Here is a 23,051-nt window from a genome sequence, read left to right as displayed (position 1 = left end):
CTTGCGTTTACCCCTCTAAATCCTTGTTAATTCAAAAGTCTTACAGTTCCCTGATATCATAATGATCTCGGAACGGAGTGAGTAAACAGCAAAAAAACGAGCGGTCCGACGCCTTAAAGATCCGACCAGCCAATCTGCCTCACGTTTTCACGTGTGAAAGCATCTCGCACACCGGGATCGAGAAGCGCCGCGAGTTCGCCCTCCTGATCGTAGGTGGGCATGAAGCGATGCATCATGGCGTTTTGAGCCGTGGCAGGGTGGAAATAAATTTCACTGACGCCTTGGGGAAGCTTCGGAATGAGGGCTTGAATGCGGTCAGGGGTCATATGGCCAGACCAGCGCAGCCCGAAGCACCAGTCATTGGTCTTGAGGCCCGCTTTGTGGATCTGATGGCGAAGGACTCCAATCCAGCGACGCAAGGCGCGATCACCGATGCTATCTTTTGCGTCCACAGGCTCAGGTGGCTCAAACGGAGAGCGCACAGCTTTCAGGCCATGCTCCAGCCCCGATTCAATCAGGAAGCGCCCGACAGTGGGGTGGAGATGCATATGCTTGTGGGCATTCGCGTGATCCAGCGGAAGGCCTGTACGGGCAAAGACGCGGTACTGCGCTTCAATTTCACGACGGATGGCGCTTCGGGCATGGGGACTGAAGAAATATTCGACACCCAGCCGAAGCTGGTTGCGGCCAAACCAGCCCTGTTCATCCGTAATGGCCGGAAGGTCGAGTACGGATTTCCCTTCGATCGCGACGACGTGCAAGCCGACTTTTAGGTCAGGCATGGTTTTCGCTCGACGGACAGCGTCCGCTGCGGCATCTCCGGCGACCATCAGGCTTGCCGTTGAAAGGACGCCCTTGCGATGGGCAGTCTCAATAGCTTCGTTGACTTCCAAGCTCATGCCGAAATCATCGGCGGAAACAATGGCGCGACGGGTCATGATGAAGCTCCGGAACAGGGGGCGAAGGTCATGAAAAAAGGGGCATGGCCGTCAAGCCATGCCCCTTTTCGAGAAAACGAGGCCGTCAGGGACGGTCTCAGGCCGCGTGACGGTCCTTGAGGAACTGGAAGAATTCCACACCTTCGCGCAGACGACGCTTCATCATCTGTGGGCTGCGGATCATCTCGTTCAGGATGGAAGCAATCTTGGAACCGCGGAAATAGAACTTCCGATAGAATTCCTCGACGCTCTCGAAAATTTCCGTATGCGACAGGTGCGGGTAATGCAGGGGAGCAATCTGCACACCGTTCTCGTCAATCAGCTCGGCCGCATCGACGTTCAGCCAGCCATTCTCGGTTGCCTGCTTGTGGAGTGCCGTACCCGGATAAGGAGCGGCCAGGGAAACCTGCAACGTGTGCGGGTTGATTTCCTTGGCGAAAGCGATGGTCTCCTGAATGGTTTCCTTCGTCTCGCCCGGCAGGCCGACAATGAACGTGCCGTGGATCTTGATGCCCAGCTTGTGGCAGTTCTTCGTGAATTCCTTGGCGACTTCGACGCGCATACCCTTCTTGATGTTGTGAAGGATCTGCTGGTTGCCGCTCTCATAGCCCACGAGAAGCAGACGCAGGCCGTTCTCCTTCATGATCTTCAGCGTGTCGTAAGGAACGTTCGCCTTGGCATTGCAGGACCACGTAACGCCCAGCTTGCCCATTTCACGGGCAATCGCTTCGGCGCGCGGCAGATCGTCCGTGAAGGTGTCATCATCGAACATGAATTCCTGTACTTCCGGGAAGTACTGCTTGGCAAGACGGATCTCGGCAGCAACATGCTCCGGGCTACGCGTGCGGTAGCGATGGCCGCCCACCGTCTGCGGCCACAGGCAGAACGTGCAGCGGGATTTGCAGCCACGGCCCGTGTAGATGGAAATGTATGGGTGCTTCAGGTAGCCGATGAAGTAGTCATTGATGTTGAGATCACGCTTGTAGACTTCTGTCACGAACGGAAGGCTGTCCATGTCCTCGATCATCGCGCGTTCTTTGTTCGCGATGATCTCGCCGTCAGCGTTACGCCAGGTGATGCCGTCCACTTCTGCCAGTGGCTTGCCCTCGGCGATTTCCTTGATCGTGAAATCGAACTCGTTGCGCGCCACGAAGTCGATCGGGCCACCCTGTCTCATGCTCTCGTCAGGCTGCACGGCAACCTTGGCGCCGACCATGCCGATCATGATCTTCGGGTTGGCGTCCTTGATCATCTGCGCCACGCGGACGTCCGAGGCGAAGGATGGCGTGGAGGTGTGCATGACGACGAGGTCGCGATTCTTCACGTCCTCAAGGATCGGATCCATGCCCATCTTCGCCGGTGGGGCGTCAATCAGGCGGGAGCCGGGCACCAGAGCTGCAGGCTGGGCCAGCCATGTTGGAAACCAGAAAGACTTGATTTCACGCTTGGCCTGATAACGGGAACCAGCACCACCATCGAAGCCGTCGAAGGAAGGAGGCTGGAGAAAAAGGGTTCTCATCATGATCGGACACTCCTGTGGGTGGTGGCGCCAGACTGGAACGCTGTGGCGCGCGCCGAAGATTTACGTTTTCTTCGGGCGATATGGACCGTTCTGCCGCGCCATGCAACGCGTGACCCTCTTGCACTGCCCACCATGATGGCTGCGGAGAGCCAGTCACGGATGACCAGAAGAGGGATTGCAGCAGGCAAAGGACACTCCGTTGCACGGTCTATAATGCGGCTTCCAAGGCCACGAATGGCCCAGGTCAGCCCCAGCAGAAGCCAGGTCCACCATGTATTGGGACGAAAAAGAACGGCTGTGACGGCCCAGAACAGCGGAAGCTGAATGGAAGACAGGCCATAGCCGACGGGTTCAACATTCTTGACGGTTCTGCCCCAGCGTAACTCGTGGGAGAGCAACTCGCTGAGGGTGTGTTCGCCAACAGTGGTATGGGTGAGGGACGGCGCAATGGCGATGCCCTGACCACGCTGACGGACAAGCTGACCAAGTTCAGCATCGTCCGCCACGTGATCGACAAGAGCTTCCAGTCCGCCAATTTCAGTCAGTGTCTGTCGTGTGAGAGCCATGGTGGCGCCTAGACAGTCCTGACGACCCAGCAGGCGTGACATCATCACGCCTGGCAGGAAATTGTGGTTGATCTGACAGGCACCAAGTTGCTGGACCAGCGTTCCACCAGCCGTGCGCCCGGCATAAAGAGTCGTTACAAGTCCGACACCTGGAGCTTCGAGGCTGGAAACGACGTGCTTCAGGTAAGTCGGAGCGCAGTGAATGTCAGAGTCTGAAATGACCAGAACATCGTGGCGCCCCTCATCGAACATGTTGATGAGGTTGCTGACTTTCCGGTTCGGACCGTGTTCGGCGGCATTGATCACAATGCTGACTGGGATCTGAGGGTATTTCTGACGAAGATCCTGCACAACAGACAGAGCCGTATCGGCTTCGTCGTGAACGCCAAAAACAATCTGGAAGTCGGGATAGTCCTGCGCGAAGACACTCTCAAGTGCTTCCCGGAGCAGGGGCTCATTGCCGTGAAGAGGCTTGAGTACTGTAACAGCTGGCCAACGCCTGCCCGACATGCGGACGGCCTCGTCCTCTCGACGTTCCCGCGTGCGGAAACGTGCAAGAAGGGTAGCCCCCGTAAGGGCCTGAATATTTCCAGCTACAGATACGAGTGTACAGAAGCCAGCTGCAATGGAGAGAGGTGAAGGCACGGCGGTCTTTTATCTCCCCTTCACATCAGGAAGGAAGAGCTTCGTAGCCGCGCGGGACTCAATCATGCAGGAATTTGGTCGTTTTCCGGTCCAGCAGATCTGCAAGACCGCTTGCACCGCCCTGAGACAGAGCACCGCCGAAATCGGCACGTTGTGCGGCAACCTGGCTGATATGAGCATCCAGAAGAATGTCTGTGATGCGCCAGCCTGAGGGGCCACTCGTCATGATGTAATCGATTGGCGTGCCACTATCAGAGCCGCCGCCAATGGTCGTATCCACAATCTGGCCACCCGTTGGGTTTGGGCGGGTCTGCGGCAGGATAGTGAAGACGGCGTTGCTTCCCGGTTTGAAAGAAGATGCATATCGCGCGATTGTGAACTGACGGAACGATCCAAGCAGACGGGTACGATCAGCTGCGCTCAGATTATTATAACGTACCCCAACAGAGCGACGCAGAATGGCCTCAAGATCAAACGCATGGTCAACGGCCGGCGCAATCATTGTGGCGCGTTGCTGTGCGGTCTTGCCCGTCGTCTGCGCAGTTTTCAGAGCATCATACAAACCCTGAATTGGCGCGGCTGGCGCGGATGCAGAGCTTTCGCTGGCTGCTGGGGCGGTCTGGGCTTGCGCTGCTGCCACCGGGACGCCTGCGAAGAGGCTGGTCACAAGAAGGGACAGAGTCGCGTTCTGGGCAAATCGGGAATTCATGGTCATGCTTTCGTCCTCTGAGACGTTTTATGCAAGAGGTCATGCTCTTGCTGCACGGTATCAACCGCCGGATGCGGAAATCGTTCTGTGGTCGAATGGCCACATCACTACATAGAATTGCAACCAACGACATTGAGGCCCACATGGCAATGAGGCTATAGCCAGTCAATCAAGAGTCCGATGCGCCTTCTCGGTGCCGGTTAACACAAACCGACATTGCCTAGGCCATACGGGCCTCATTCAGATGTTTAGGGCCCCGGCGCGCTGTCACGGCGCACACTGTCGGTGGCTAGAACCAGAGGATTATAATGGCCGTTCCTTTGATGCAGGCTGTCCGAGTCGGACGGTACGTTGTCAAGCAGCACCTCACGGGCCGCAAGCGATATCCGCTGGTCCTGATGCTCGAACCGCTGTTCCGCTGCAATCTGGCGTGTGCCGGTTGTGGTAAGATCGACTACCCGGCACAGATCCTGAACCAGCGCATGAGCTTGCAGGAATGTCTGGATGCCGACACGGAAGCAGACGCCCCCGTCATTGCCGTTGCAGGTGGTGAACCCCTTCTGCACAAGGAAATGCCTCAGATCATCAAGGGTCTGATTGCGCGCAAGAAGTACGTTTACCTTTGCACAAACGGTCTTCTCCTTGAGAAGAAGCTCGACGATTACGAGCCATCCCACTTCTTCTCCTGGGACGTGCATCTGGACGGCGACAAGCTGATGCATGACTCGTCGGTCTGTCAGGACGGCGTGTTCGAGAAGGCGACGGCAGCAATCCGGGCCGCCAAGGCTCGTGGCTTCCGCGTTTCCATCAACTGCACGGTCTTTGATGGTGCGGTTCCTGAGCGTCTGGCTGCGTTTTTCGATGAAGTCATGGCTCTGGGCGTTGATGGCATCATGACGGCTCCGGGTTACGCCTATGAGCGCGCTCCGGATCAGGCTCACTTCCTGAACCGCCAGAAGACCAAGCAGCTTTTCCGCGATGTCTTCCGTCTGGGTAAGGGCAAGAAGTGGCGCTTCACACAGTCGCCGCTGTTCCTGAACTTCCTGGCTGGCAACGAGAACTACCACTGCACGCCATGGGGCAAGCCGCTCCGTACCGTGTTTGGCTGGCAGCGTCCCTGCTATCTGCTGGGTGAAGGCTATGCCAAAACCTTCAAAGAGCTCATGGACGACACCGAGTGGGAGAAGTATGGCACAGGCGCATATGAGAAATGCGCTGACTGCATGGTTCACTCAGGCTACGAATCCACAGCTGTGATGGATGCCGTTCGTCGTCCCTGGCACATCGCCAAGGTCGCACTGTTCGGGCCGGAAACTGAAAAGCCGATGGTCCCGGAAATCTCGCTCGCCAACCAGCGTCCTGCCGAATACGGCTACGAAGCGCAGGTTGAGCAGCAGATGGAAAAGATCACGACAGGTGGCAAGCCGGCGCGTGGTCCGCGTGTCCGTGTAAATGGCCGCCCGGCAGCCAATACTGTGACTGCGGCAGCTGACGCCGCTGACTGACACAGTCTTTTTTGGACTGGATGATGCAGAAAGACCGGCCTTCAAGGCCGGTTTTTTTGTATTCTGTCATACAGAACTACGAGTGTGGCATGAATGTCATGGTGTCGAACGGCAGTCCTGACTATCATCAGGGTCTCATTACTCCGGCCGGACCATGTTGACCCCGATCTTTGTTATTTGCCTGCTTATTCTTTTGAACGCTGTTTTTGCCATGGGAGAGCTGGCACTTATTTCAGCCAAGCGCCCCCGGCTGGAAGTCCTTGCAAAGCAGGGTTTCCGCGGCGCGCCCGCAGCACTCCGTCTTGCGGAAGACCCGCATGCATTTCTTCCTACCGTCCAGATCGGCATGACGCTGGTTTCAATTCTGGAAGGTACGTTTGGTGGAAGCCAGATTGAAGCCAACATCCGGGACTGGATAGCAACCGTTCCCGCTCTGCACCCCTTTGCGGGTGAGCTCTCGATTGTTCTGGTCGTGGCGATCATAACTTTTGCGATGCTGGTATTTGGTGAACTGGTTCCCAAACAGATTGCCTTGCAGCAGCCTGAGATCATAGCGTCTCGCCTGTCCTGGCTCCTGGTGGTCGTTGCCCGCGTCGCTCAGCCTGTCGTGTGGCTTCTGAGCGGCACTTCATCGCTTGTACTGCGCCTGCTTCGTGTCGGGCCTCTGACCCGTGCCGCTGTGACGGAGGAAGAGCTCCGAGCGGTTCTGGCTGAAGGCGCACGCGCGGGCGTTCTGGAAACGGACGAACAGGCCATGATCGAACGCCTGCTCCGGCTGGCTGACCGTCCCGTCCGAGCCATCATGACACCTCGTAATGAGCTGTTCTGGGTGGATCGGCACGCTGATCAGGAAACGCTCGTGCGCAAGCTCAGGCAGTCATCCTATGCGCGTATCGTGGTGTGTGAGGGGGACGTCGATCATCCGGTAGGTGTCATTCTTGCCAAAGACATCATGGATCGTCTGTTGCTGGGAATGCCGGTGTCTATTGAGGCAGCATTGCGCGAGCCACCTGTCATTCCTGACAGTCTGAGCGCTCAGGACATGATTGAACGCCTGCGCGGCGTGAATATCGGCATAACTTTCGTTCTGGACGAATACGGCTCTTTCGAAGGCATCGTGACGCCGTCTGATGTTTTCGAGGCCATTGTCGGTGAAGAGAAGACCGAAGCCAATTCCTTCGAGCTTCAGGCCGCTGAGGGGGGAGATGAATACCTGTTTGAGGGTTTCATGCCGGCCGATGAACTGCGCTCGCGCCTTGATCTACCCGAGCTCCCAGGAGGCGGCAGCTATCATACCTTGGGTGGGGTGATACTGGCCTTGTTGCGCCGTGTTCCGGCCAGAGGCGATAAGGTAGCTTTCGAGGGATGGCTTTTCGAAGTGCTCGAAATGGATCGTCGTCGTGTTGCCAAGGTCAAGGTTAGTCGGCAGGTCCTGGCGGAAGACTGATTCCAGTCTCGATCAGGCACGGCTCACAAACAGTGCCTGACGTTTTGCCTCTTCATGGGCGTAAGCCCCCTTATGGCCGTAACTCTGCACCATTTCTGACGATGGAAAAGTCGTCAGCAGTTCTATGACGCGTTTCTGCGAGGCAATTGCGTGCTGGAGCAACTCGCCATTACGCTTGCCCAGCGTAATCATTTTTTTCAGAAGACTACTGTGCTCGGGGAGGAGAGGTGTGCCAGTAAAGGCGCAGGCATCCTTTTCAGAGGCGGTTGCGACTGCCGTCTCCAGTTTTGTCGCGGCAGCCTGTTTCTGAGGGATAAGCTTCAAAGCGTCAGGAAGTCGTGCTTCTGACAGAGCATTGTTTTCAAGTGCCAGAATCGCAATGAGCTCTTCCATTGCCGTAATGATGGACGTGGTCATCATTTCTGTTCCTGCATAGCCAGCATTTGCCGATTGATAGCGTCCGTCATGCCCAGGCCCCCGTTATTTTCCATCTGCTTCGCAATCTGCTCGACCAGCATGGGACGGAATTGCTGCTCTCCTGCTCCCCCACTGAACATATTCTGACTGTCATCGCTGGATTGGAACATGGGTTGAAGCATCTGGTTGATGGTCATGGATTCAAAATCCCTCGCGGCCTTGAGGGTCTTGGCAGCATCCGGGGCATTATCGTGAAGGGCATAGCCCTGTGATAACGACGGTAGATCTGAGACAGTCATCAGCGCATCTCCAGCTCTGCCTGCAGGGCTCCATCTGCTTTGATAGCCTGCAAAATACTGATCATGTCACGAGGGCCAACGCCGAGTGCATTCAGGCCCGACACCAGTTCCCGTAAAGTCGTTCCACCCGGAAGAACGGCTAAATGGTTATTCTTGCCCGTATCAACTTTGACATTGGTACGAGGGACAACAGCGGTCTGACCGTTTGAAAACGGCCCAGGCTGAGAAACCTGTGGAGTTTCCGTGATCTGAACGGTTAGATTGCCCTGCGCAACCGCCACTGTGCTGATACGGACATCAGCGCCCATGATGATTGTTCCGCTGGCTTCGTCCACGATGACCTTGGCTGGGTTGTCGGGTGTCACCAGCAGGTCTCCAATGCGAGACAGCGTGGGGACCGGGTCACGGGTACTGAGGTCCAGCAGGACTGTTCGAGGATCCTCGACAACAGCGATGGGACCTATTGTGCGGTTGATAACGGCTGCCATTCGGCTTGCTGTCGTCAGATCAGGGTTCCGTAGGCTGAGATGCAGATTCTTGCGGTGACTGAGATCGAACGGAACCTCACGCTCTACAACTGCACCATTTGCGATATGGCCACTGGTCGGAACGTTGCGGGTCACGGAAGCAGCAGCACCGCGGGCACTAAAGGCATTTGTCGCCAGGCTACCCTGCGCGACGGCGTAAACTTCGCCATCTGCTGCCATGAGGGGGGTAACGAGGAGTGTTCCCCCTGTCAGGGAGGAGGAATCCCCGGCTGCTGAGACCGTGACGTCAATCCGATTTCCGCCATGGGCAAACGCCGGTAGGTCCGCCGTGACCATGACTGCTGCGACGTCATGAGTCTGTAACTGTGTCTCCTGATCCCGAATGTTGACACCGAGCCGGTTGAGCATGGAAATCAGAGTCTCTCGGGTAAAAATGGAATTTGTCAGCCGGTCCCCTGTGCCGTTGAGGCCGACCACGAGGCCATAGCCAATCAACTGGTTGGTTCTGACGCCTTCCATGTCTGTGATGTCCTTGATGCGGACAGTGGCAGCCAGCGTCAGAGACGGGGCGCCCAGGATAAAAGCGCAGAAAATAGCGGTTAGGCGCCGAAAAATTGGATGAGAGCTGAAGAGGACAGACATGAAAGTTCAGTGAAATCCTGACGGGTTAAACTGTAACAAAGACCCTTTGACACTCAGGATGACGCGGTATCGTAAAGAAACACCTAACACGGGCGCGGAATTCTGCGGTTGAAGGAGAGATGGAATAAAGATCTACGGGGTTGGCGAAATGATCTGTGATGGCTATAAGCCGCGCGTTATCGCCCGCGGCTATCGATCGGACGTTGGCGGATTAGCTGGGATTGGATGCGCATGATTACGCTACCGCCGGATTATACCCCTTCCGACGAAGAAGAATTCATGAACCCCCTCCAGGTGGAGTACTTCAGGCAGAAGCTTCTGCGCTGGCGTGCGGACCTGCTGAAAGAGGCTGACGGCACACTTGCCAGTCTCTCAGAAGGCGGGATTCATGAATCTGACATTACAGACCGTGCAAGCGTCGAAACGGATCGTGCTTTCGAACTGAGAACCCGTGACCGTGCGCGTAAGCTTATTGCCAAGATCAATATGGCTCTGCTCCGGATCGAAGACGGAAGCTACGGTTTCTGTGAGGAAACCGGCGAGCCAATTGGTCTGAAGCGCCTGGAAGCACGTCCGATTGCTACGCTTTCCATCGACGCTCAGGAACGTCACGAGCGCATGGAAAAGGTACATCGCGACGATTAAGGGGGTTGCACTTGGCGCGCTGAAGAGATACGAAGCGCGCCAAGGCACCGGTACTGCTGCTGTAGCTCAGTGGTAGAGCACTCCCTTGGTAAGGGAGAGGTCGACAGTTCAATCCTGTCCAGCAGCACCAGTCTTTTCTTCTTGAAATATGATGCTTAATTAAAATTCTTAGGCTTAACTGGCCCAGAAAACGCGTTTTCTCGCTCAGTGAATTTTGGGGCTAAGGCTCACAGAGAAACAATTCTCAAAATCGTCTCGATGTTAAAGCGAATGCGCTCTGCCTGAGCAGCCTCAGACATCAGTTCCCGTTCGAAAATGATCGATCCTGTATACTGGTTGGTGAAGTAGTAGTAGCTGACGGCTGCTATAGTGATATTGAGCTGGACCGGGTCAACGCCCTCTCGGAAAAGTCCTTGCGCTACACCGCGCTTTAAAATCGTGTCAACGAGTCCGACGAAGCGTCTGCTGACAATCTTGACGGTTTCTGAAGACTTTAAATGCCGGGCCTGTGCTAGATTCTCGCTATTCACCAGTGAAATGAATTCAGGGTTCCGGATGTAATAGTTCCAGGTAAAACGGACGAGTCGTTCAAGGGCTTCTCTGGGATCTAAGCTATCCAGATCCAGCTTTTTCTCAGATTCGCGAATATCGAAATAGGCATTTTCCAGAACTGTCTGGAAGAGTTTCTCTTTACTTTCAAAGTAGTGATAAATCATGCGCTTATTGGCATTGGCTTCCAGCGCGATTGCGTCGACGCGGGCCCCTTCAAGGCCGTTTTTTGCAAACTCTTTTTTTGCGGCCTCTAGAATCCGGCTTTTTGTAGCTTCTGCGTCGCGGATTCGAGGGCGGGGCGACTGTGTGTCTGGGGACTGTGCACTCAACGGGAAATCTCGCTTTTTGCTGGAGCCGGGCCTGAAGTTCCCGCTTTATGGCCGGAAACGCGCAGACGTCAAAACATCACATAAAAAATAACATATAAAAGAGATTTACTTATCACTATAACGTGATTTATGAGATTTTCCATTCTGCGCTACCAAAGTAACCAGATGGTGCGAAAGGCGCTTTGATCTCTCCATTGTGGAGGGGCGAAACCAAGGGACAGGATTGAGAAAAATATTCCGCGGTGGCGGTTTTTTCGGAAACATTTTCGAAGGGGCGGCTTTCTTGTGGAGAGTAATATTTTCAAACCAATGCCTGGGTAAGAGTGAAATCCCTTTCCAGCGCACCGCTTACGGCAGGCGGTTCGACAGTATCTTTACCGTTAAACAATCCTGGTGCGCTGACCGTCTGCTCACGGGACAATCTGAAACGACGATGCGTCATTGAGTGCTCGTCAAAAAAGACAGGGAGAAGCCGTCAATGAACAAGATGGCACAGAAACTGGCTCCATCCGGAGTGGCTCGTGACTTTGGGTTTTTCATCGATGGTGAGTGGCGCCACGGACGTGAGATGTTCGAGCGCAAGTCTCCCAGTCATGATGTTATTGTCACGCGAATTGCACGTTGCACGGAAGAGGATCTGAATGATGCCGTAGTCGCCGCGCGTCGTGCGTTTGAGAACGGCACATGGGCTGGTCTGGCAAGCTCAGAACGCAGTGCGATCCTGCTTAAAACGGCTGAGCTTCTGAAGCAGCGTCGCGATGACATTGCTTTCTGGGAAGTGTTGGAGAACGGCAAGCCGATTTCTCAGGCCAAGGCTGAGATCGACAACTGTATTTCCTGTTTCGAGATGGCTGCTGGTGCCGCACGTCTTCTGCACGGCGACAGCTTCAACAATCTGGGCGAAAGCCTGTTCGGAATGGTTCTGCGTGAGCCGGTGGGTGTCGTTGGCCTCATCACGCCTTGGAACTTCCCGTTCATGATCCTGTGTGAGCGCGTGCCGTTCATTCTGGCATCGGGCTGCACGGTCGTCGTGAAGCCCGCGGAAGTCACCAGCGCAACCACGCTGATGCTGGCCGATATTCTGACGGAAGCCGGCCTGCCAAAGGGCGTCTATAACGTCGTGACGGGCACCGGAAAGAGTGTTGGTCAGGCTCTGACGCAGCATCCGGATGTGGATATGCTGTCCTTCACTGGTTCCACGGGTGTTGGCCGGTCCTGTATCCATGCGTCCGCAGACAGCAACCTCAAGAAGCTTGGCCTGGAGCTTGGTGGCAAGAACCCGATTGTCGTCTTTGCGGACAGCGATCTGGAAGATGCGGCCGATGCGGTGGCCTTTGGGATCAGCTTCAACACCGGGCAATGCTGCGTTTCGTCCAGCCGTCTGATCGTTGAAGAGTCTGTGGCTGATAAGTTTGAAAAGCTTGTTGTCGCCAAGATGGAAAAGATCCGCGTGGGCGACCCGTTTGACCCGGAAACGCAGATTGGCGCCATTACGACGGATGCTCAGAACAAAACCATTCTCGACTATATCGAGAAGGGGAAGGCCGAAGGCGCGCGCGTTCTGTGTGGCGGTAACAAGGTCGATCTGGGTCGTGGGCAGTACATTGCGCCAACACTCTTCACGAATGTGAAGCCAGATATGTCCATTGCGACTGACGAGATCTTTGGCCCTGTGCTGTCCGTCTTCCGGTTCAGCACGCTTGAGGAAGCGATCTCCCTGGCCAATGACACGGTTTATGGTCTGGCCGCGTCTGTCTGGACGAAGGATATCAGCAAGGCCCTGAAGGTGACGCGCAAGGTTCAGGCCGGGCGCTTCTGGGTCAACACGATCATGGCTGGCGGCCCTGAAATGCCGCTGGGTGGTTTCAAGCAGTCTGGCTGGGGCCGTGAAGCGGGTATGTATGGGGTGGAAGAATACACCCAGATCAAATCCGTTCACGTAGATCTCGGCAAACGGACGCACTGGATCGCATAATGATGACTGGTTTCGATTACGTTATCGTTGGTGGCGGCTCGGCAGGATGTGTTCTTGCCGCCCGTCTCTCCCGAAACCCGGCGGTGCGCGTCTGCCTGATCGAAGCAGGCAAGCGTGACACCAATCCGCTCATTCACATGCCGGTTGGCTTTGCGAAAATGACGACGGGTCCCCTGACATGGGGGCTTGTCACCACACCGCAGAAGCACGCCAATAACCGCCAGATTCCTTATGTGCAGGCGCGTGTTCTCGGTGGTGGTTCATCCATCAATGCCGAAGTTTTCACACGTGGCCATCCGTCTGATTTCGATCGGTGGGAGCAGGAGGGAGCTGACGGCTGGGGCTTCAAAAACATCCAGAAGTACTTCATCCGCTCTGAGGGAAATTCCATTCTTGCCGGATCATGGCACGGAACGGATGGTCCACTCGGCGTGTCGAACCTGGATTGCCCCAATCCCGTCAGCCGCGCCTTCGTACAGAGCTGCCAGGAAATCGGAATTCCGTATAACCCTGACTTTAACGGTCCAGTTCAGCAGGGTGCTGGTATTTACCAGCTGACGGTGCGCAATAACCGGCGCTGCTCTACGGCCGTTGGATATCTGCGTCCCGCTCTGAAACGGAAGAACCTGACGGTTATTACTGGTGCGATGGTTCTGAAGGTTGTCTTCGAGGGGAAGCGCGCAGTCGGCGTGCAGTACATTGCGGACAAACAGATGCACACTGCGCGTGCTGAGCAGGAAGTGCTGGTCACGTCCGGTGCAATCGGTACGCCGAAGCTGATGATGCTGTCTGGCGTTGGTCCGGCTGCGCATCTCAAAGAGCACGGTATTCCCGTTGTTCATGATTTGCCGGGTGTGGGTCAGAATCTTCAGGATCACTTTGGTGTCGATATTGTTGCGGAACTGAAAGGCCATGACAGTTTCGACAAGTACAACCAGTACAAGTGGATGATGTGGGCTGGCCTGCAATATTCGCTGTTCAGAAGTGGTCCAGTAGCGTCGAACGTCGTGGAAGGCGGAGCCTTCTGGTACGGCGATCCGGCTGCAAGCTGCCCGGATCTTCAGTTCCACTTCCTGGCGGGCGCTGGCGCGGAAGCGGGTGTGGCGTCTGTTCCGAAAGGGACGTCTGGCATCACGCTCAACAGCTATACGCTCCGTCCAAAAGCGCGCGGGTCTGTCACGTTGCGTTCGTCTGACCCTCGGGAAGCACCGATTGTGGATCCGAATTTTCTGGGTCACCCGGACGATCTGCGGACAACGGCCGAGGGCGTTCGCCTGAGCTACGAAATGTTCGGTAGCCACTCGCTGCAAAAATACATCAGCAAGGTTTGCCTGCCAGAAGGCGGCGGCCATACGCTCAAGGCATATGAGGATTATGCTCGTCAGCAGGGGCGTACATCCTACCATCCGACCTGCACGTGCAAGATGGGCAGGGACGAGATGGCCGTTGTTGATCCACGCCTGCATGTGCATGGCCTGGAGGGCATCCGGATTTGTGATAGCTCGGTCATGCCATCATTGCTTGGGTCTAACACCAATGCCGCAACGGTCATGATTGGTGAGCGAGCGGCGGACTTTATTCTGGGGAATGCTTGAGAACGATAACCTTCTCAAGCGGCGCCTCATGCGTCGCGATTTTTACAAGATCATAAGTAACTAACAAGATAGTTATAGTGGATCAAAGGCAATGACCAAGACCAGAACCGCAGCGGAAGCCGTCAGTCTTATCAAGGATGGTTCCACCATTGCGATCAACGCATCGTCCGGGCTTCTGTGCCCCGACGACGTTCTGAAGGCACTCGGGGAACGTTTTGAAAAGGAAGCGGCCCCGAAGAACCTGACGACGATCCATCCGATCGCGACGGGTGACATGTTTGGGACCAAGGGTGTGGATCATATCGCCCAGCCTGGCATGATCAAAAAGATCATCGGCGGGTCTTACCCGTCCGGTCCCAGCAATGCTGAGCCACCGCTTATCTGGCAGCGCATTCTGGCCGAGGACGTCGCCGCTTATAACCTTCCATCTGGCGTTATCTTCGACATGCTGCGCGAAGGTGCGGCCCTGCGTCCCGGCGTGTTGACGAAGGTTGGTCTCGATACCTTCGTGGACTCGAAACGGGAAGGCGGTGCGATGAATGAGACCGCACGCTCCAATCCCATCGTGCGTCACATGGACTTCGAGGGCGAAGACTGGCTGTATTTCCCGGCGCTGAAGCCGGACGTTGCGATCATTCGCGCCTCGACAGCGGACGAAAATGGCAATCTGACGTTCGAGCAGGAAGGCGCCACCCTTGGTGCCATGGAAATGGCTCTGGCTGCTCATAACAATGGTGGTTTGGTCATCGCGCAGGTCCGCCGCGTGGCAGAACAGGGTACGTTGAAGCCGCATGACGTCAAAGTGCCGGGTATTCTGGTGGACGTTGTTGTGGAAGCCCCGGATCAGTTGCAGACCACAGCCACACCTTATGATCCGGCGATTTCCGGCGAGATTTTTCGGCCTCTGTCGTCCTTCGCTATTCCGGATTTCAATCCGGGCAAGGTGATTGCGCGACGTGTGGCGCAGGAGTTGAAGGATGGCTGGGCGGTCAACATTGGCTTCGGGATTTCCGCCAATGTGCCACGCATCCTGCTGGAAGAAGGCCTGCATGGCAGCGTGACATGGGTCATCGAACAGGGGCCGGTTGGCGGCGTTCCGCTGCTGGATTTCAAGTTCGGTTGCGCCAGTAATGCTGAGGCGTTCGTCGCTTCTCCCCATCAGTTCAGCTACTTCCAGGCGGGCGGTTTTGACTGCTCCCTGCTGTCCTTCCTTGAGATCGGGGCTGATGGGTCTGTTAACGTCAGCCGCCTTGCTGCCACGCCGCATCGGACGGCAGGGGCGGGCGGTTTCGTAGACATTACGGCACGGGCCAAGCGCATCATCTTCTCAGGCAATTTCAATGCCGGAGCCAAGATGCACATCGAGGACGGCCGTCTCGTGATTGATCGGGAAGGCAAGATTTCCAAGATCGTGCCAGAGGTGGATCAGGTCAGCTTCTCAGGGCGCAGAGCCACCGAAACAGGGCAGGACGTCACCTACGTGACGGAACGCTGTGTTCTCAAGCTCCTGAACGGTGAGCTGACGGTCACGGAAATCGCGCCGGGCATCGACTTGCAGAAAGACGTGCTCGATCAGGCATCCACGCCTCTGAAGGTTTCGCCTGAACTGAAGGAAATGGATGCCGTTCTGTTCAGAGATGCCGTGATGGGGCTCACGCTCTGAACACCCCAGGCCGTCTTTTCCGTGAGTGGAGTCTGAAAGAAGCCATGACAGTCGACGATCACAGTTTCCTGACAGGTCTGTTCAATGCCGCCATTACCGCGGCTGATGCAGACCTCGTGCTGGCTGCCAACCTGCCGGAACGCCCGAAAGGCAAGACGGTCGTGGTTGGGGCCGGGAAGGGGGCAGCCCAGCTTGCCGCAGCCTTTGAGCGCGTGTGGGATGGTCCGCTGGAAGGCGTTGTCGTCACCCGTTATGGCTATGGCTACCCTACAGAACAGATCCGCGTTCTGGAGGCTTCCCATCCGGTTCCGGATCAAGCCGGTCTGGCTGCAACGGCGGCTTTGTTTGAGGCGGTGCGCGGATTAGGTCCGGATGATCTGGTCGTTGCTCTGATCTGCGGGGGCGGCTCGGCCTTGCTGCCATGCCCGCCAGAAGGGTTCACGCTGGAAGATGAGGCAGAGCTCAGCCGGGTTCTCCTGTCTTCTGGCGCGCCGATTTCTGTCATGAACAGCATCCGCAAGCAGTTTTCGGGGATTAAGGGCGGTCGTCTGGCCGCTGCCGCTTCCCCGGCGAGAGTCGTTTCACTCATAGTTTCGGATGTACCGTTCGATGATCCGGCACAGGTGGCCTCTGGACCAACCGTGCCTGATACAAAAACACGCGAAGACGCGCGGCATATGGCCAAGGCCTGGAAGCTCGCCCTGCCGCCTAAAGTGCAGGCATGGCTCGACGGAGAACTGGGGCAGGCGCCGCGTCCGGAAGATCCGGCATTCGCCGGGAACGAAGTTCGTATCGTGGCGTCGGCTCATCTGTCTCTTGAAGCAGCAGCCGCAGCGTCCCGGAATCTTGGAATTCCAGCTGTCATCCTGTCCGACGCGATTGAAGGGGAAGCCCGGGACGTCGGGAAGGTCCATGCAGCGATCGCGCGTGAAGTGATTATTCGTAATCAGCCATTCCAGAAGCCGGTTGTCATCCTCTCGGGGGGAGAAACAACGGTGACATTGCGTGGACGTGGACGGGGTGGTCGCAACACGGAGTTTCTCCTGTCGTTTGCGCTCGCGGCTGAAGGTCTTCCGGTTTCCGCACTCGCTGCGGATACAGATGGAATTGACGGGTCTGAGGACAATGCCGGCGCCTTTGCGGATGGCGAAAGTATGGGACGACTGCGCGCGCGTGGGATTAATCCGTCCGTCCTGCTGGCGGAAAACGACGCCTATACTGCCTTTGAGGCATTGGATGACCTGTTTGTGCCAGGTCCTACCGGGACAAACGTCAATGATTTTCGCGCTATTCTGCTGAGGTAGAAAAAGATGGCGAAGTAAAAACTGTTCCATAGAGAGAACGAATTCATTCTGGGTATTATGAACATCAAGTTCTTTTGATTTCAAAGCGCAGAATGGCCTTGAAAACAGATCAGTCATTATACTAACTAACTGGTTAGTTACTAATTAAGGGAATCGGGTTATGTTTCTCAATGAAATGCAGGAGCAGGTTCGCGAGACCACACGGTCCTTCGTGGATGAAGTCATCCGCCCTGCTGCTGAGGCCCTCGACCGTGAAGAACGCTTTCCGGCCGAAATCTACGAAGAAATGGGCCGTCTTGGTCTGTTCGGCATTGCAGTTCCGGAAGAGCTCGGAGGGCCTGGCTTCGATACCCTGACCTATGCCGTCGTGATGGAAGAACTGTCCCGCGGCTATGCCAGCATCGCCGATCAGTGTGGCCTGGTGGAACTGATTTCCACGCTCCTGGTGCGTCACGGCACGGATGAGCAGAAGAAACTGCTGCCAGAAATTCTCTCCATGAAGCGCAAGGTTGCTTACTGCATCACCGAGCCGGAAGCCGGCACGGACGTGTCCGGCATTCGCACCACAGTTGAACGTGATGGCGATGGTTGGATTCTGAACGGCGGCAAAATCTGGATCCATAACGCCCCGGTGGCGGATCTCGGGTTCGTTCTGGCGCGGACGGACAAGGAAGCCGGAAACCGTGGCATGTCCATTTTCATTGTGGACCTGCATGCCAAAGGCGTTGAGCGCGGCCCGAAAGAGCACAAGATGGGTCAGCGGGCCAGCCAGGTTGGTGCGCTTGATTTCTCCGATGTGCGCCTCGGCCCGGATGCTCTTCTGGGCGAGATGAACCGTGGCTTCCACATGATGATGAGCGTGCTGGACAAGGGACGTGTTGGCATCGCGGCGCTCGCTGTTGGCATCGCACAGGCTGGTCTTGAAGCCGCTGTCGATTATGCCGGAACGCGCAAGCAGTTCGGCAAACACATCTCCGAATTCCAGGGTGTTCAGTGGCTTCTGGCCGATATGGCCAAGGACATCGAAGCGGCCCGTCTGCTGGTTCATTCCGCTGCGGTGAAGATCGATAACGGTCAGGACGCCACGCGCTCCTGCTCCATGGCAAAATGCTTTGCTGGTGACGTGGCTGTGGCCCGTACGGCGGATGCTGTGCAGGTCTTTGGTGGCTCCGGCTACATCCGTGGCTTTGAAGTTGAGCGTCTGTATCGCGATGCCAAGATCACACAGATCTATGAAGGTACGAACCAGATCCAGCGCATGATCATCGCGCGTGAACTGCTCAAGAAGGGCGCCCGTACATGAGACAGGTCGCTCTCGTCACCGGCTCTTCACGCGGGATCGGCCTGGCCGCCGCAGAAGCGCTCGCTAAAGAAGGCTTTTCTTTAGCGGTAAACGGACCGCTTGATGATGCAGAACTGCGTGCAGCCGTGGCCCGTCTGGAAGGGCTGGGCGCCAAGGTTGTGGCCGCCCCGTTTGATGTGTCCGACATCCGCGCCCATGAGGGTGTTCTGGCGCGGATCGAAGACGAACTCGGCCCGCTGACAACGCTGGTCAACAATGCGGGCGTCGGCGTCCTCCAGCGGGGTGACCTGCTGGACGTGTCCGAAGCAAGCTGGGACCGGTGCCTGACGATCAATGCGAAGGCGGTGTTTTTTCTCTCACAGGCTTTCGCAAAGCGCCTTCTGAGCCGGGAGCGGTCAGCGGATGCGTTCCATTCGATCGTCAATGTCACATCGTCGAACGCGACGGCTGTGGCGGTGCAGCGGTCTGAATACTGCGCGTCAAAGGCTGCGGCGGCCATGGTGTCCAAGGCTCTGGCCGTGCGTCTCGGGATCGAGAATATCGCGGTCTATGACGTTCAGCCTGGCCTGATCGCTACAGAAATGACGGCTGCCGTGATCCAGCACTACCGCCAGCGCGCGGAAGAGGGGCTGACCCTGCTTCCCCGTGTTGGAGAGCCCTCGGACATGGGGCGCATCATTGCGGCTCTTGCTACCGGGAAACTGCCTTACACCACAGGCCAGGTCATTTCGGCGGATGCCGGAATGCTTGTGCCGCGCTTCTGAGAAACGGTTATGAAGATCATCCTGCCCGACGAAACCGGCCGGAAGATGGATTACCATCTGATCGGTACTCCTGTTCCTCGCAGTGTCCTTCCGGCCAATCCGGCCCGGATCGTCTATTCGGCGGCCCATGTCGTCGCTGATCCGTTTACGGATAATGCACCGTCCGGCCGTGCTACGATCGACTGGAAGAAGACGCTTGAGTTCCGTCGCTATCTCGTTGGCATGGGCCTCGGAATTGCTGAAGCCATGGATACGGCCCAGCGCGGCATGGGTCTGGACTGGCCCGGTGCGCTGGATCTGATCCGTCGCACCAAGGCCGAACTGCCCGATGCGATGGTCGTGAACGGAGCGGGGACAGACCATCTGGACCCGAAGGATGCACGCTCTGTCGATCATGTACTGGCGGCGTACCTGGAACAGGTCGAGGCGATCCAGAAGGTTGGCGCACGCGTCATTCTGATGGCCAGCCGAGCCCTCGTCCGCGTGGCGTCCAGTGCCGAGGACTATAAGCGGGTATACCGCGAGGTGCTCTCTGCCTGTGATGAGCCTGTCGTTCTGCACTGGCTGGGCAAAGATTTCGATCCGGCTCTGGCTGGCTACTGGGGCACGGATGATTTCAATGAGGCGCTGGAAACAGTCCTGAGCATCATTGAAGAAAACGTCTCGAAGGTGGACGGCATCAAGATTTCCCTTCTCGACAAGGAGAAGGAAATCATCATGCGCCGCCGCCTGCCAAAGGGCGTGCGGATGTATACGGGTGATGACTTCAATTACCCGGAACTGATTGCTGGTGACGAGCAGGGCTACAGCCACGCACTTCTCGGCATTTTCGATCCGATCGCGCCGCTTGCGGCTCGTGGTGTGAAACTGCTCGGCGAAGGGGACGTAAAAGGCTTTCACGACGCACTCGACCCGACTGTTCCACTTGCTCGTGTGATCTTTCAGGCCCCGACGCAGTACTACAAGACGGGTGTGGTGTTTCTGGCCTGGCTGAATGGCTTTCAGGATCACTTCGTCATGCTGAATGGTGCGCAGTCCATGCGGTCCTTCCAGCATTTCACGGAGATCTTCCGTCTCGCTGATGGCTGCGGCCTGTTGCGGAACCCGGATCTGGCTGTGCACCGCATGAAGTCCCTTCTGTCGGTGTACGGGGCCTGATCATGCGGGACTTTCGCCACGATCATTCGGCTCTCGCCCTCAATACCGCAACGCTTGGCCATAATGTGCCGGGTGTCGGGGCAGGGTGGTCACCGGAACAGACGATCGACGCCTGTGCTGAACGTAGCATCGGCGGGATCGTGTTCTGGCGGCGGGAGATCGAAGGCCGGGCTGCGGAAATTGGAGACCGGGCGCGTCAGGCTGGGGTGAAGGTTGTCGGCCTGTGCCGGACGCCCTTTCTGGTCGGTCCGCTGGGGCTTCAGAGCGAAGAGGCAATCCTGTCGGATTTCCGTCAGTCCATCGATCAGACAGCCGCGCTCGGAACCGATGTTCTGACCATCGTTGTCGGTGGTGTGGAAACCGGCACGAAGGGCGTGGCTCACAGCCTGGACATCGTGGCGGACCGGATGGCGAAGGCCATTCCCTACGCTGAAGCCTGTGGCGTGAAACTCGCATTAGAGCCGCTGCATCCGGCCTACGCCGGAGACCGCTCCTGCCTCACGACCACCCGTGACGCCCTGGATCTGTGCGACCTTCTAGCGTCGGATAGCGTGGGCGTTGCGATCGATATCTACCATGTGTGGTGGGACACGGACCTGCCACGCCAGCTCGCTCGTGCGGGAAACCGCATTCTGGGCTTTCACCTCTGTGACTGGCTCGTTCCCACAACGGACATCCTGCTTGACCGCGGGATGATGGGGGATGGCGTTGCGGACCTGCGGGGGATCCGCAGGGAGGTGGAAGCCGCCGGGTATTCCGGTTTCTGCGAGGTGGAAATCTTTTCCGCGAACAACTGGTGGAAGCGCCATCCGGCTGACGTGCTGGACACGATGGTCGAACGCTTCCGCACTGTCTGCTGACCCATCGGAGGGCATCATGAAGATCCTCGTCCCTGTCAAACGTGTCGTCGATTACAACGTCCGCATCCGCGTAAAGGGTGACGGATCTGGGGTCGAGCTTGCGAACGTCAAGATGTCGGTCAATCCGTTTGACGAAATCGCTATCGAAGAAGCCGTCCGCCTCAAGGAAAAAGGCATCGCCACGGAAGTGGTCGCTGTCTCCATCGGTGTGCCGCAGGCGAAAGAAACACTGCGCACCGTGCTCGCCATGGGCGCGGACCGCGCCATTTTCGTCGAAGCCACGACGGATGTGAATGTGGATATCGAGCCTCTCGCCGTCGCCAAACTGCTGGCGAAAGTGATTGAGGATGAGAAACCAAACCTCGTCATCGCGGGCAAGCAGGCCATCGATAACGACATGAACGCGACTGGCCAGATGCTCGCCGCCCTGCTGGGTTGGGGGCAGGCCACGTTCGCATCATCCGTCGAGATTGAGGGCGACAGTGCAACCGTCAGCCGTGAGGTTGATGGTGGCCTTCAGACCATCCGCGTGAAGCTGCCCGCCATCATCACGTCCGATCTGCGCCTGAACGAGCCGCGCTATGTCGCGCTGCCCAACATCATGAAGGCCAAGAAGAAGCCGCTCGAAGAACGCAAGGCGTCTGACCTCGGCGTGGACATTGCGCCGCGTCTGAAGGTCATCCGCACGGCTGAACCGCCTCAGCGTCAGGCTGGTGTGAAGGTCAGTTCCGTTGATGAGCTGGTTTCGAAACTCAAAAATGAAGCAGGAGTGATCTGATGTCTGTTCTGCTGCTCGCTGAAGTGGCCAATGGCCACCTCGTAACCGATACCGTTGCCAAGGCCCTGTCTGCCGTCAAAGCGCTGGGTGATGTGACGGTTCTCGTTGCCACCCAGAACGGCGCGGAAGCTGCCGCCGAAGCTGCAAAGCTTGAGGGTGTCTCCAAGGTCCTACTGGCGGATGATGCGTCTCTGGCTCATGAACTGGCTGAACCTGTCGCGGCCCTCATCGTGTCTCTGGCCTCGGGCTATAGTCATATCGCTGCGGGCTCGACGGCATTCTCCAAGAACGTTCTGCCACGCGTCGCGGCTCTGCTGGATGTCATGATCCTGTCTGATGTGACGGCCGTGAAAGATGCCGAGACGTTCGATCGCCCGGTCTATGCCGGTAATGCGATCCAGACGGTGCAGTCCTCCGATCCGGTGAAGGTTTTCACCATTCGCACGGCGGCCTTCTCGGCTGTTGGTGAAGGTGGCTCAGCCAGTGTGGACAATGTCTCCGTGCCTGCTGATCCGGGTCTCTCGTCCTGGGTGGAAGACAAGGCGGTTGAATCCGAACGTCCGGAGCTAACGGCTGCCAAGAATATCGTCTCAGGTGGTCGTGGCGTCGGATCGAAAGAGAATTTCGACACCATCGCCAAGCTTGCGGACAAGCTGAATGCCGCCATCGGCGCCAGCCGTGCTGCTGTTGATGCCGGATACGCGCCGAATGACTGGCAGGTCGGGCAGACGGGCAAGATCGTGGCGCCTGATCTGTACATCGCGGTCGGCATTTCCGGGGCGATCCAGCATCTGGCGGGCATGAAGGATTCCCGGGTGATCGTCGCCATCAACAAGGACGAAGATGCCCCGATTTTCCAGGTCGCGGATTACGGGCTGGTGGGAGACCTCTTCACCATCCTTCCCGAACTGACGGCAAAACTCTGACAGGCCCTGGCAGTCTGCAGG

21 protein-coding genes and 1 tRNA gene are annotated in these 23,051 nt (G+C 57.0%); 14 read left to right on the top strand and 8 right to left on the bottom strand.

Annotated elements, in window-relative coordinates; translation table 11 throughout:
* Window positions 1-113: 113 nt before the first annotated feature.
* The 4 genes from hpnK to ABDK75_RS12440 form a co-directional block, all read right to left on the bottom strand.
* Window positions 114-938, bottom strand: coding sequence for a hopanoid biosynthesis-associated protein HpnK (hpnK, locus tag ABDK75_RS12455; protein WP_346006031.1), 825 nt, complete (start codon window positions 936-938; stop codon window positions 114-116).
* A gap of 97 nt (window positions 939-1,035) precedes the next feature.
* Window positions 1,036-2,460 carry a hopanoid biosynthesis associated radical SAM protein HpnJ gene (hpnJ, locus tag ABDK75_RS12450; protein WP_211499836.1) on the bottom strand — a complete coding sequence of 475 codons (1,425 nt, stop codon included), beginning with the start codon at window positions 2,458-2,460 and terminating at the stop codon, window positions 1,036-1,038.
* Window positions 2,457-3,671: a bacteriohopanetetrol glucosamine biosynthesis glycosyltransferase HpnI gene (gene hpnI / locus ABDK75_RS12445; RefSeq protein ID WP_346006030.1), complete on the bottom strand. Its 1,215-nt coding sequence runs from the start codon at window positions 3,669-3,671 to the stop codon at window positions 2,457-2,459. The genes hpnJ and hpnI overlap by 4 nt, the downstream gene beginning before the upstream one ends.
* A gap of 58 nt (window positions 3,672-3,729) precedes the next feature.
* A complete protein-coding gene (locus ABDK75_RS12440; protein WP_339405965.1) occupies window positions 3,730-4,386 on the bottom strand; it encodes an ABC transporter substrate-binding protein in 657 nt (218 codons plus the stop codon).
* Window positions 4,387-4,688: 302 nt separating this feature from the next.
* Between ABDK75_RS12440 and hpnH the strand changes: the two genes are divergently transcribed.
* Complete coding sequence (gene hpnH, locus ABDK75_RS12435; protein ID WP_099210969.1) at window positions 4,689-5,885, top strand: adenosyl-hopene transferase HpnH; 1,197 nt, start codon at window positions 4,689-4,691, stop codon at window positions 5,883-5,885.
* Window positions 5,886-6,039: 154 nt separating this feature from the next.
* A complete protein-coding gene (locus ABDK75_RS12430; RefSeq protein ID WP_064273570.1) occupies window positions 6,040-7,332 on the top strand; it encodes a hemolysin family protein in 1,293 nt (430 codons plus the stop codon).
* Between the two features lie 12 nt (window positions 7,333-7,344).
* Here ABDK75_RS12430 and ABDK75_RS12425 read toward each other — a convergent pair whose 3' ends face one another.
* Genes ABDK75_RS12425 through ABDK75_RS12415 form a run of 3 tightly spaced genes read right to left on the bottom strand, consistent with a single transcriptional unit; the run spans window position 7,345 to window position 9,178 of the window.
* On the bottom strand, window positions 7,345-7,752 hold the full coding sequence (locus ABDK75_RS12425) for a flagellar protein FlgN (RefSeq protein ID WP_244591065.1): 408 nt from the start codon (window positions 7,750-7,752) through the stop codon (window positions 7,345-7,347).
* A complete protein-coding gene (locus ABDK75_RS12420) occupies window positions 7,749-8,048 on the bottom strand; it encodes a rod-binding protein (RefSeq protein WP_086634242.1) in 300 nt (99 codons plus the stop codon). Before ABDK75_RS12420 ends, ABDK75_RS12425 begins: the two co-directional genes overlap by 4 nt.
* Entirely contained in the window at window positions 8,048-9,178 is a 1,131-nt protein-coding gene (locus ABDK75_RS12415) for a flagellar basal body P-ring protein FlgI (protein WP_099210967.1), read from the bottom strand. The genes ABDK75_RS12420 and ABDK75_RS12415 overlap by 1 nt, the downstream gene beginning before the upstream one ends.
* A gap of 231 nt (window positions 9,179-9,409) precedes the next feature.
* Between ABDK75_RS12415 and dksA the strand changes: the two genes are divergently transcribed.
* The gene (gene dksA / locus ABDK75_RS12410) at window positions 9,410-9,823 is read left to right on the top strand and encodes an RNA polymerase-binding protein DksA (RefSeq protein WP_046900902.1); all 414 of its coding nucleotides are present in this window, start codon (window positions 9,410-9,412) and stop codon (window positions 9,821-9,823) included.
* Between the two features lie 55 nt (window positions 9,824-9,878).
* Window positions 9,879-9,953, top strand: a tRNA-Thr gene (locus ABDK75_RS12405).
* 97 nt (window positions 9,954-10,050) lie between these two features.
* Here ABDK75_RS12405 and ABDK75_RS12400 read toward each other — a convergent pair.
* The gene (locus tag ABDK75_RS12400) at window positions 10,051-10,704 is read right to left on the bottom strand and encodes a TetR/AcrR family transcriptional regulator (RefSeq protein ID WP_211498774.1); all 654 of its coding nucleotides are present in this window, start codon (window positions 10,702-10,704) and stop codon (window positions 10,051-10,053) included.
* A 478-nt stretch (window positions 10,705-11,182) separates the two neighbouring features.
* On the opposite strand from ABDK75_RS12400, the gene ABDK75_RS12395 reads away from it, so the two are divergent.
* From ABDK75_RS12395 to ABDK75_RS12350, 10 genes are all read left to right on the top strand, one after another.
* On the top strand, window positions 11,183-12,679 hold the full coding sequence (locus ABDK75_RS12395) for an aldehyde dehydrogenase family protein (RefSeq protein WP_346006029.1): 1,497 nt from the start codon (window positions 11,183-11,185) through the stop codon (window positions 12,677-12,679).
* A gap of 2 nt (window positions 12,680-12,681) precedes the next feature.
* A complete protein-coding gene (locus tag ABDK75_RS12390; protein WP_346006184.1) occupies window positions 12,682-14,274 on the top strand; it encodes a GMC family oxidoreductase N-terminal domain-containing protein in 1,593 nt (530 codons plus the stop codon).
* A 91-nt stretch (window positions 14,275-14,365) separates the two neighbouring features.
* Window positions 14,366-15,937: an acyl CoA:acetate/3-ketoacid CoA transferase gene (locus ABDK75_RS12385; RefSeq protein ID WP_346006028.1), complete on the top strand. Its 1,572-nt coding sequence runs from the start codon at window positions 14,366-14,368 to the stop codon at window positions 15,935-15,937.
* Between the two features lie 44 nt (window positions 15,938-15,981).
* Window positions 15,982-17,241 (top strand): glycerate kinase, encoded by a 1,260-nt coding sequence (locus tag ABDK75_RS12380; protein WP_046900155.1) that lies wholly within the window; start codon window positions 15,982-15,984, stop codon window positions 17,239-17,241.
* 160 nt (window positions 17,242-17,401) lie between these two features.
* Window positions 17,402-18,544: an acyl-CoA dehydrogenase family protein gene (locus tag ABDK75_RS12375; RefSeq protein WP_346006027.1), complete on the top strand. Its 1,143-nt coding sequence runs from the start codon at window positions 17,402-17,404 to the stop codon at window positions 18,542-18,544.
* A complete protein-coding gene (locus tag ABDK75_RS12370; protein ID WP_346006026.1) occupies window positions 18,541-19,308 on the top strand; it encodes a 3-ketoacyl-ACP reductase in 768 nt (255 codons plus the stop codon). Before ABDK75_RS12375 ends, ABDK75_RS12370 begins: the two co-directional genes overlap by 4 nt.
* Window positions 19,309-19,317: 9 nt before the next feature.
* Window positions 19,318-20,466 (top strand): dihydrodipicolinate synthase family protein, encoded by a 1,149-nt coding sequence (locus tag ABDK75_RS12365; RefSeq protein ID WP_346006025.1) that lies wholly within the window; start codon window positions 19,318-19,320, stop codon window positions 20,464-20,466.
* A gap of 2 nt (window positions 20,467-20,468) precedes the next feature.
* Window positions 20,469-21,326, top strand: coding sequence for a sugar phosphate isomerase/epimerase family protein (locus ABDK75_RS12360; protein WP_346006024.1), 858 nt, complete (start codon window positions 20,469-20,471; stop codon window positions 21,324-21,326).
* Window positions 21,327-21,342: 16 nt separating this feature from the next.
* The gene (locus tag ABDK75_RS12355; protein ID WP_203548268.1) at window positions 21,343-22,104 is read left to right on the top strand and encodes an electron transfer flavoprotein subunit beta/FixA family protein; all 762 of its coding nucleotides are present in this window, start codon (window positions 21,343-21,345) and stop codon (window positions 22,102-22,104) included.
* Complete coding sequence (locus ABDK75_RS12350) at window positions 22,104-23,030, top strand: electron transfer flavoprotein subunit alpha/FixB family protein (protein ID WP_211498779.1); 927 nt, start codon at window positions 22,104-22,106, stop codon at window positions 23,028-23,030. Before ABDK75_RS12355 ends, ABDK75_RS12350 begins: the two co-directional genes overlap by 1 nt.
* The last annotated feature ends 21 nt before the right edge of the window (window positions 23,031-23,051 follow it).

This window comes from Gluconobacter sp. OJA (genome assembly GCF_039638325.1).
GTDB classification, from domain to species: domain Bacteria; phylum Pseudomonadota; class Alphaproteobacteria; order Acetobacterales; family Acetobacteraceae; genus Gluconobacter; species Gluconobacter cerinus.
The sequence above is the reverse complement of the archived record's forward strand: the minus strand, read 5'-3'. Positions and strand labels throughout refer to the sequence as shown.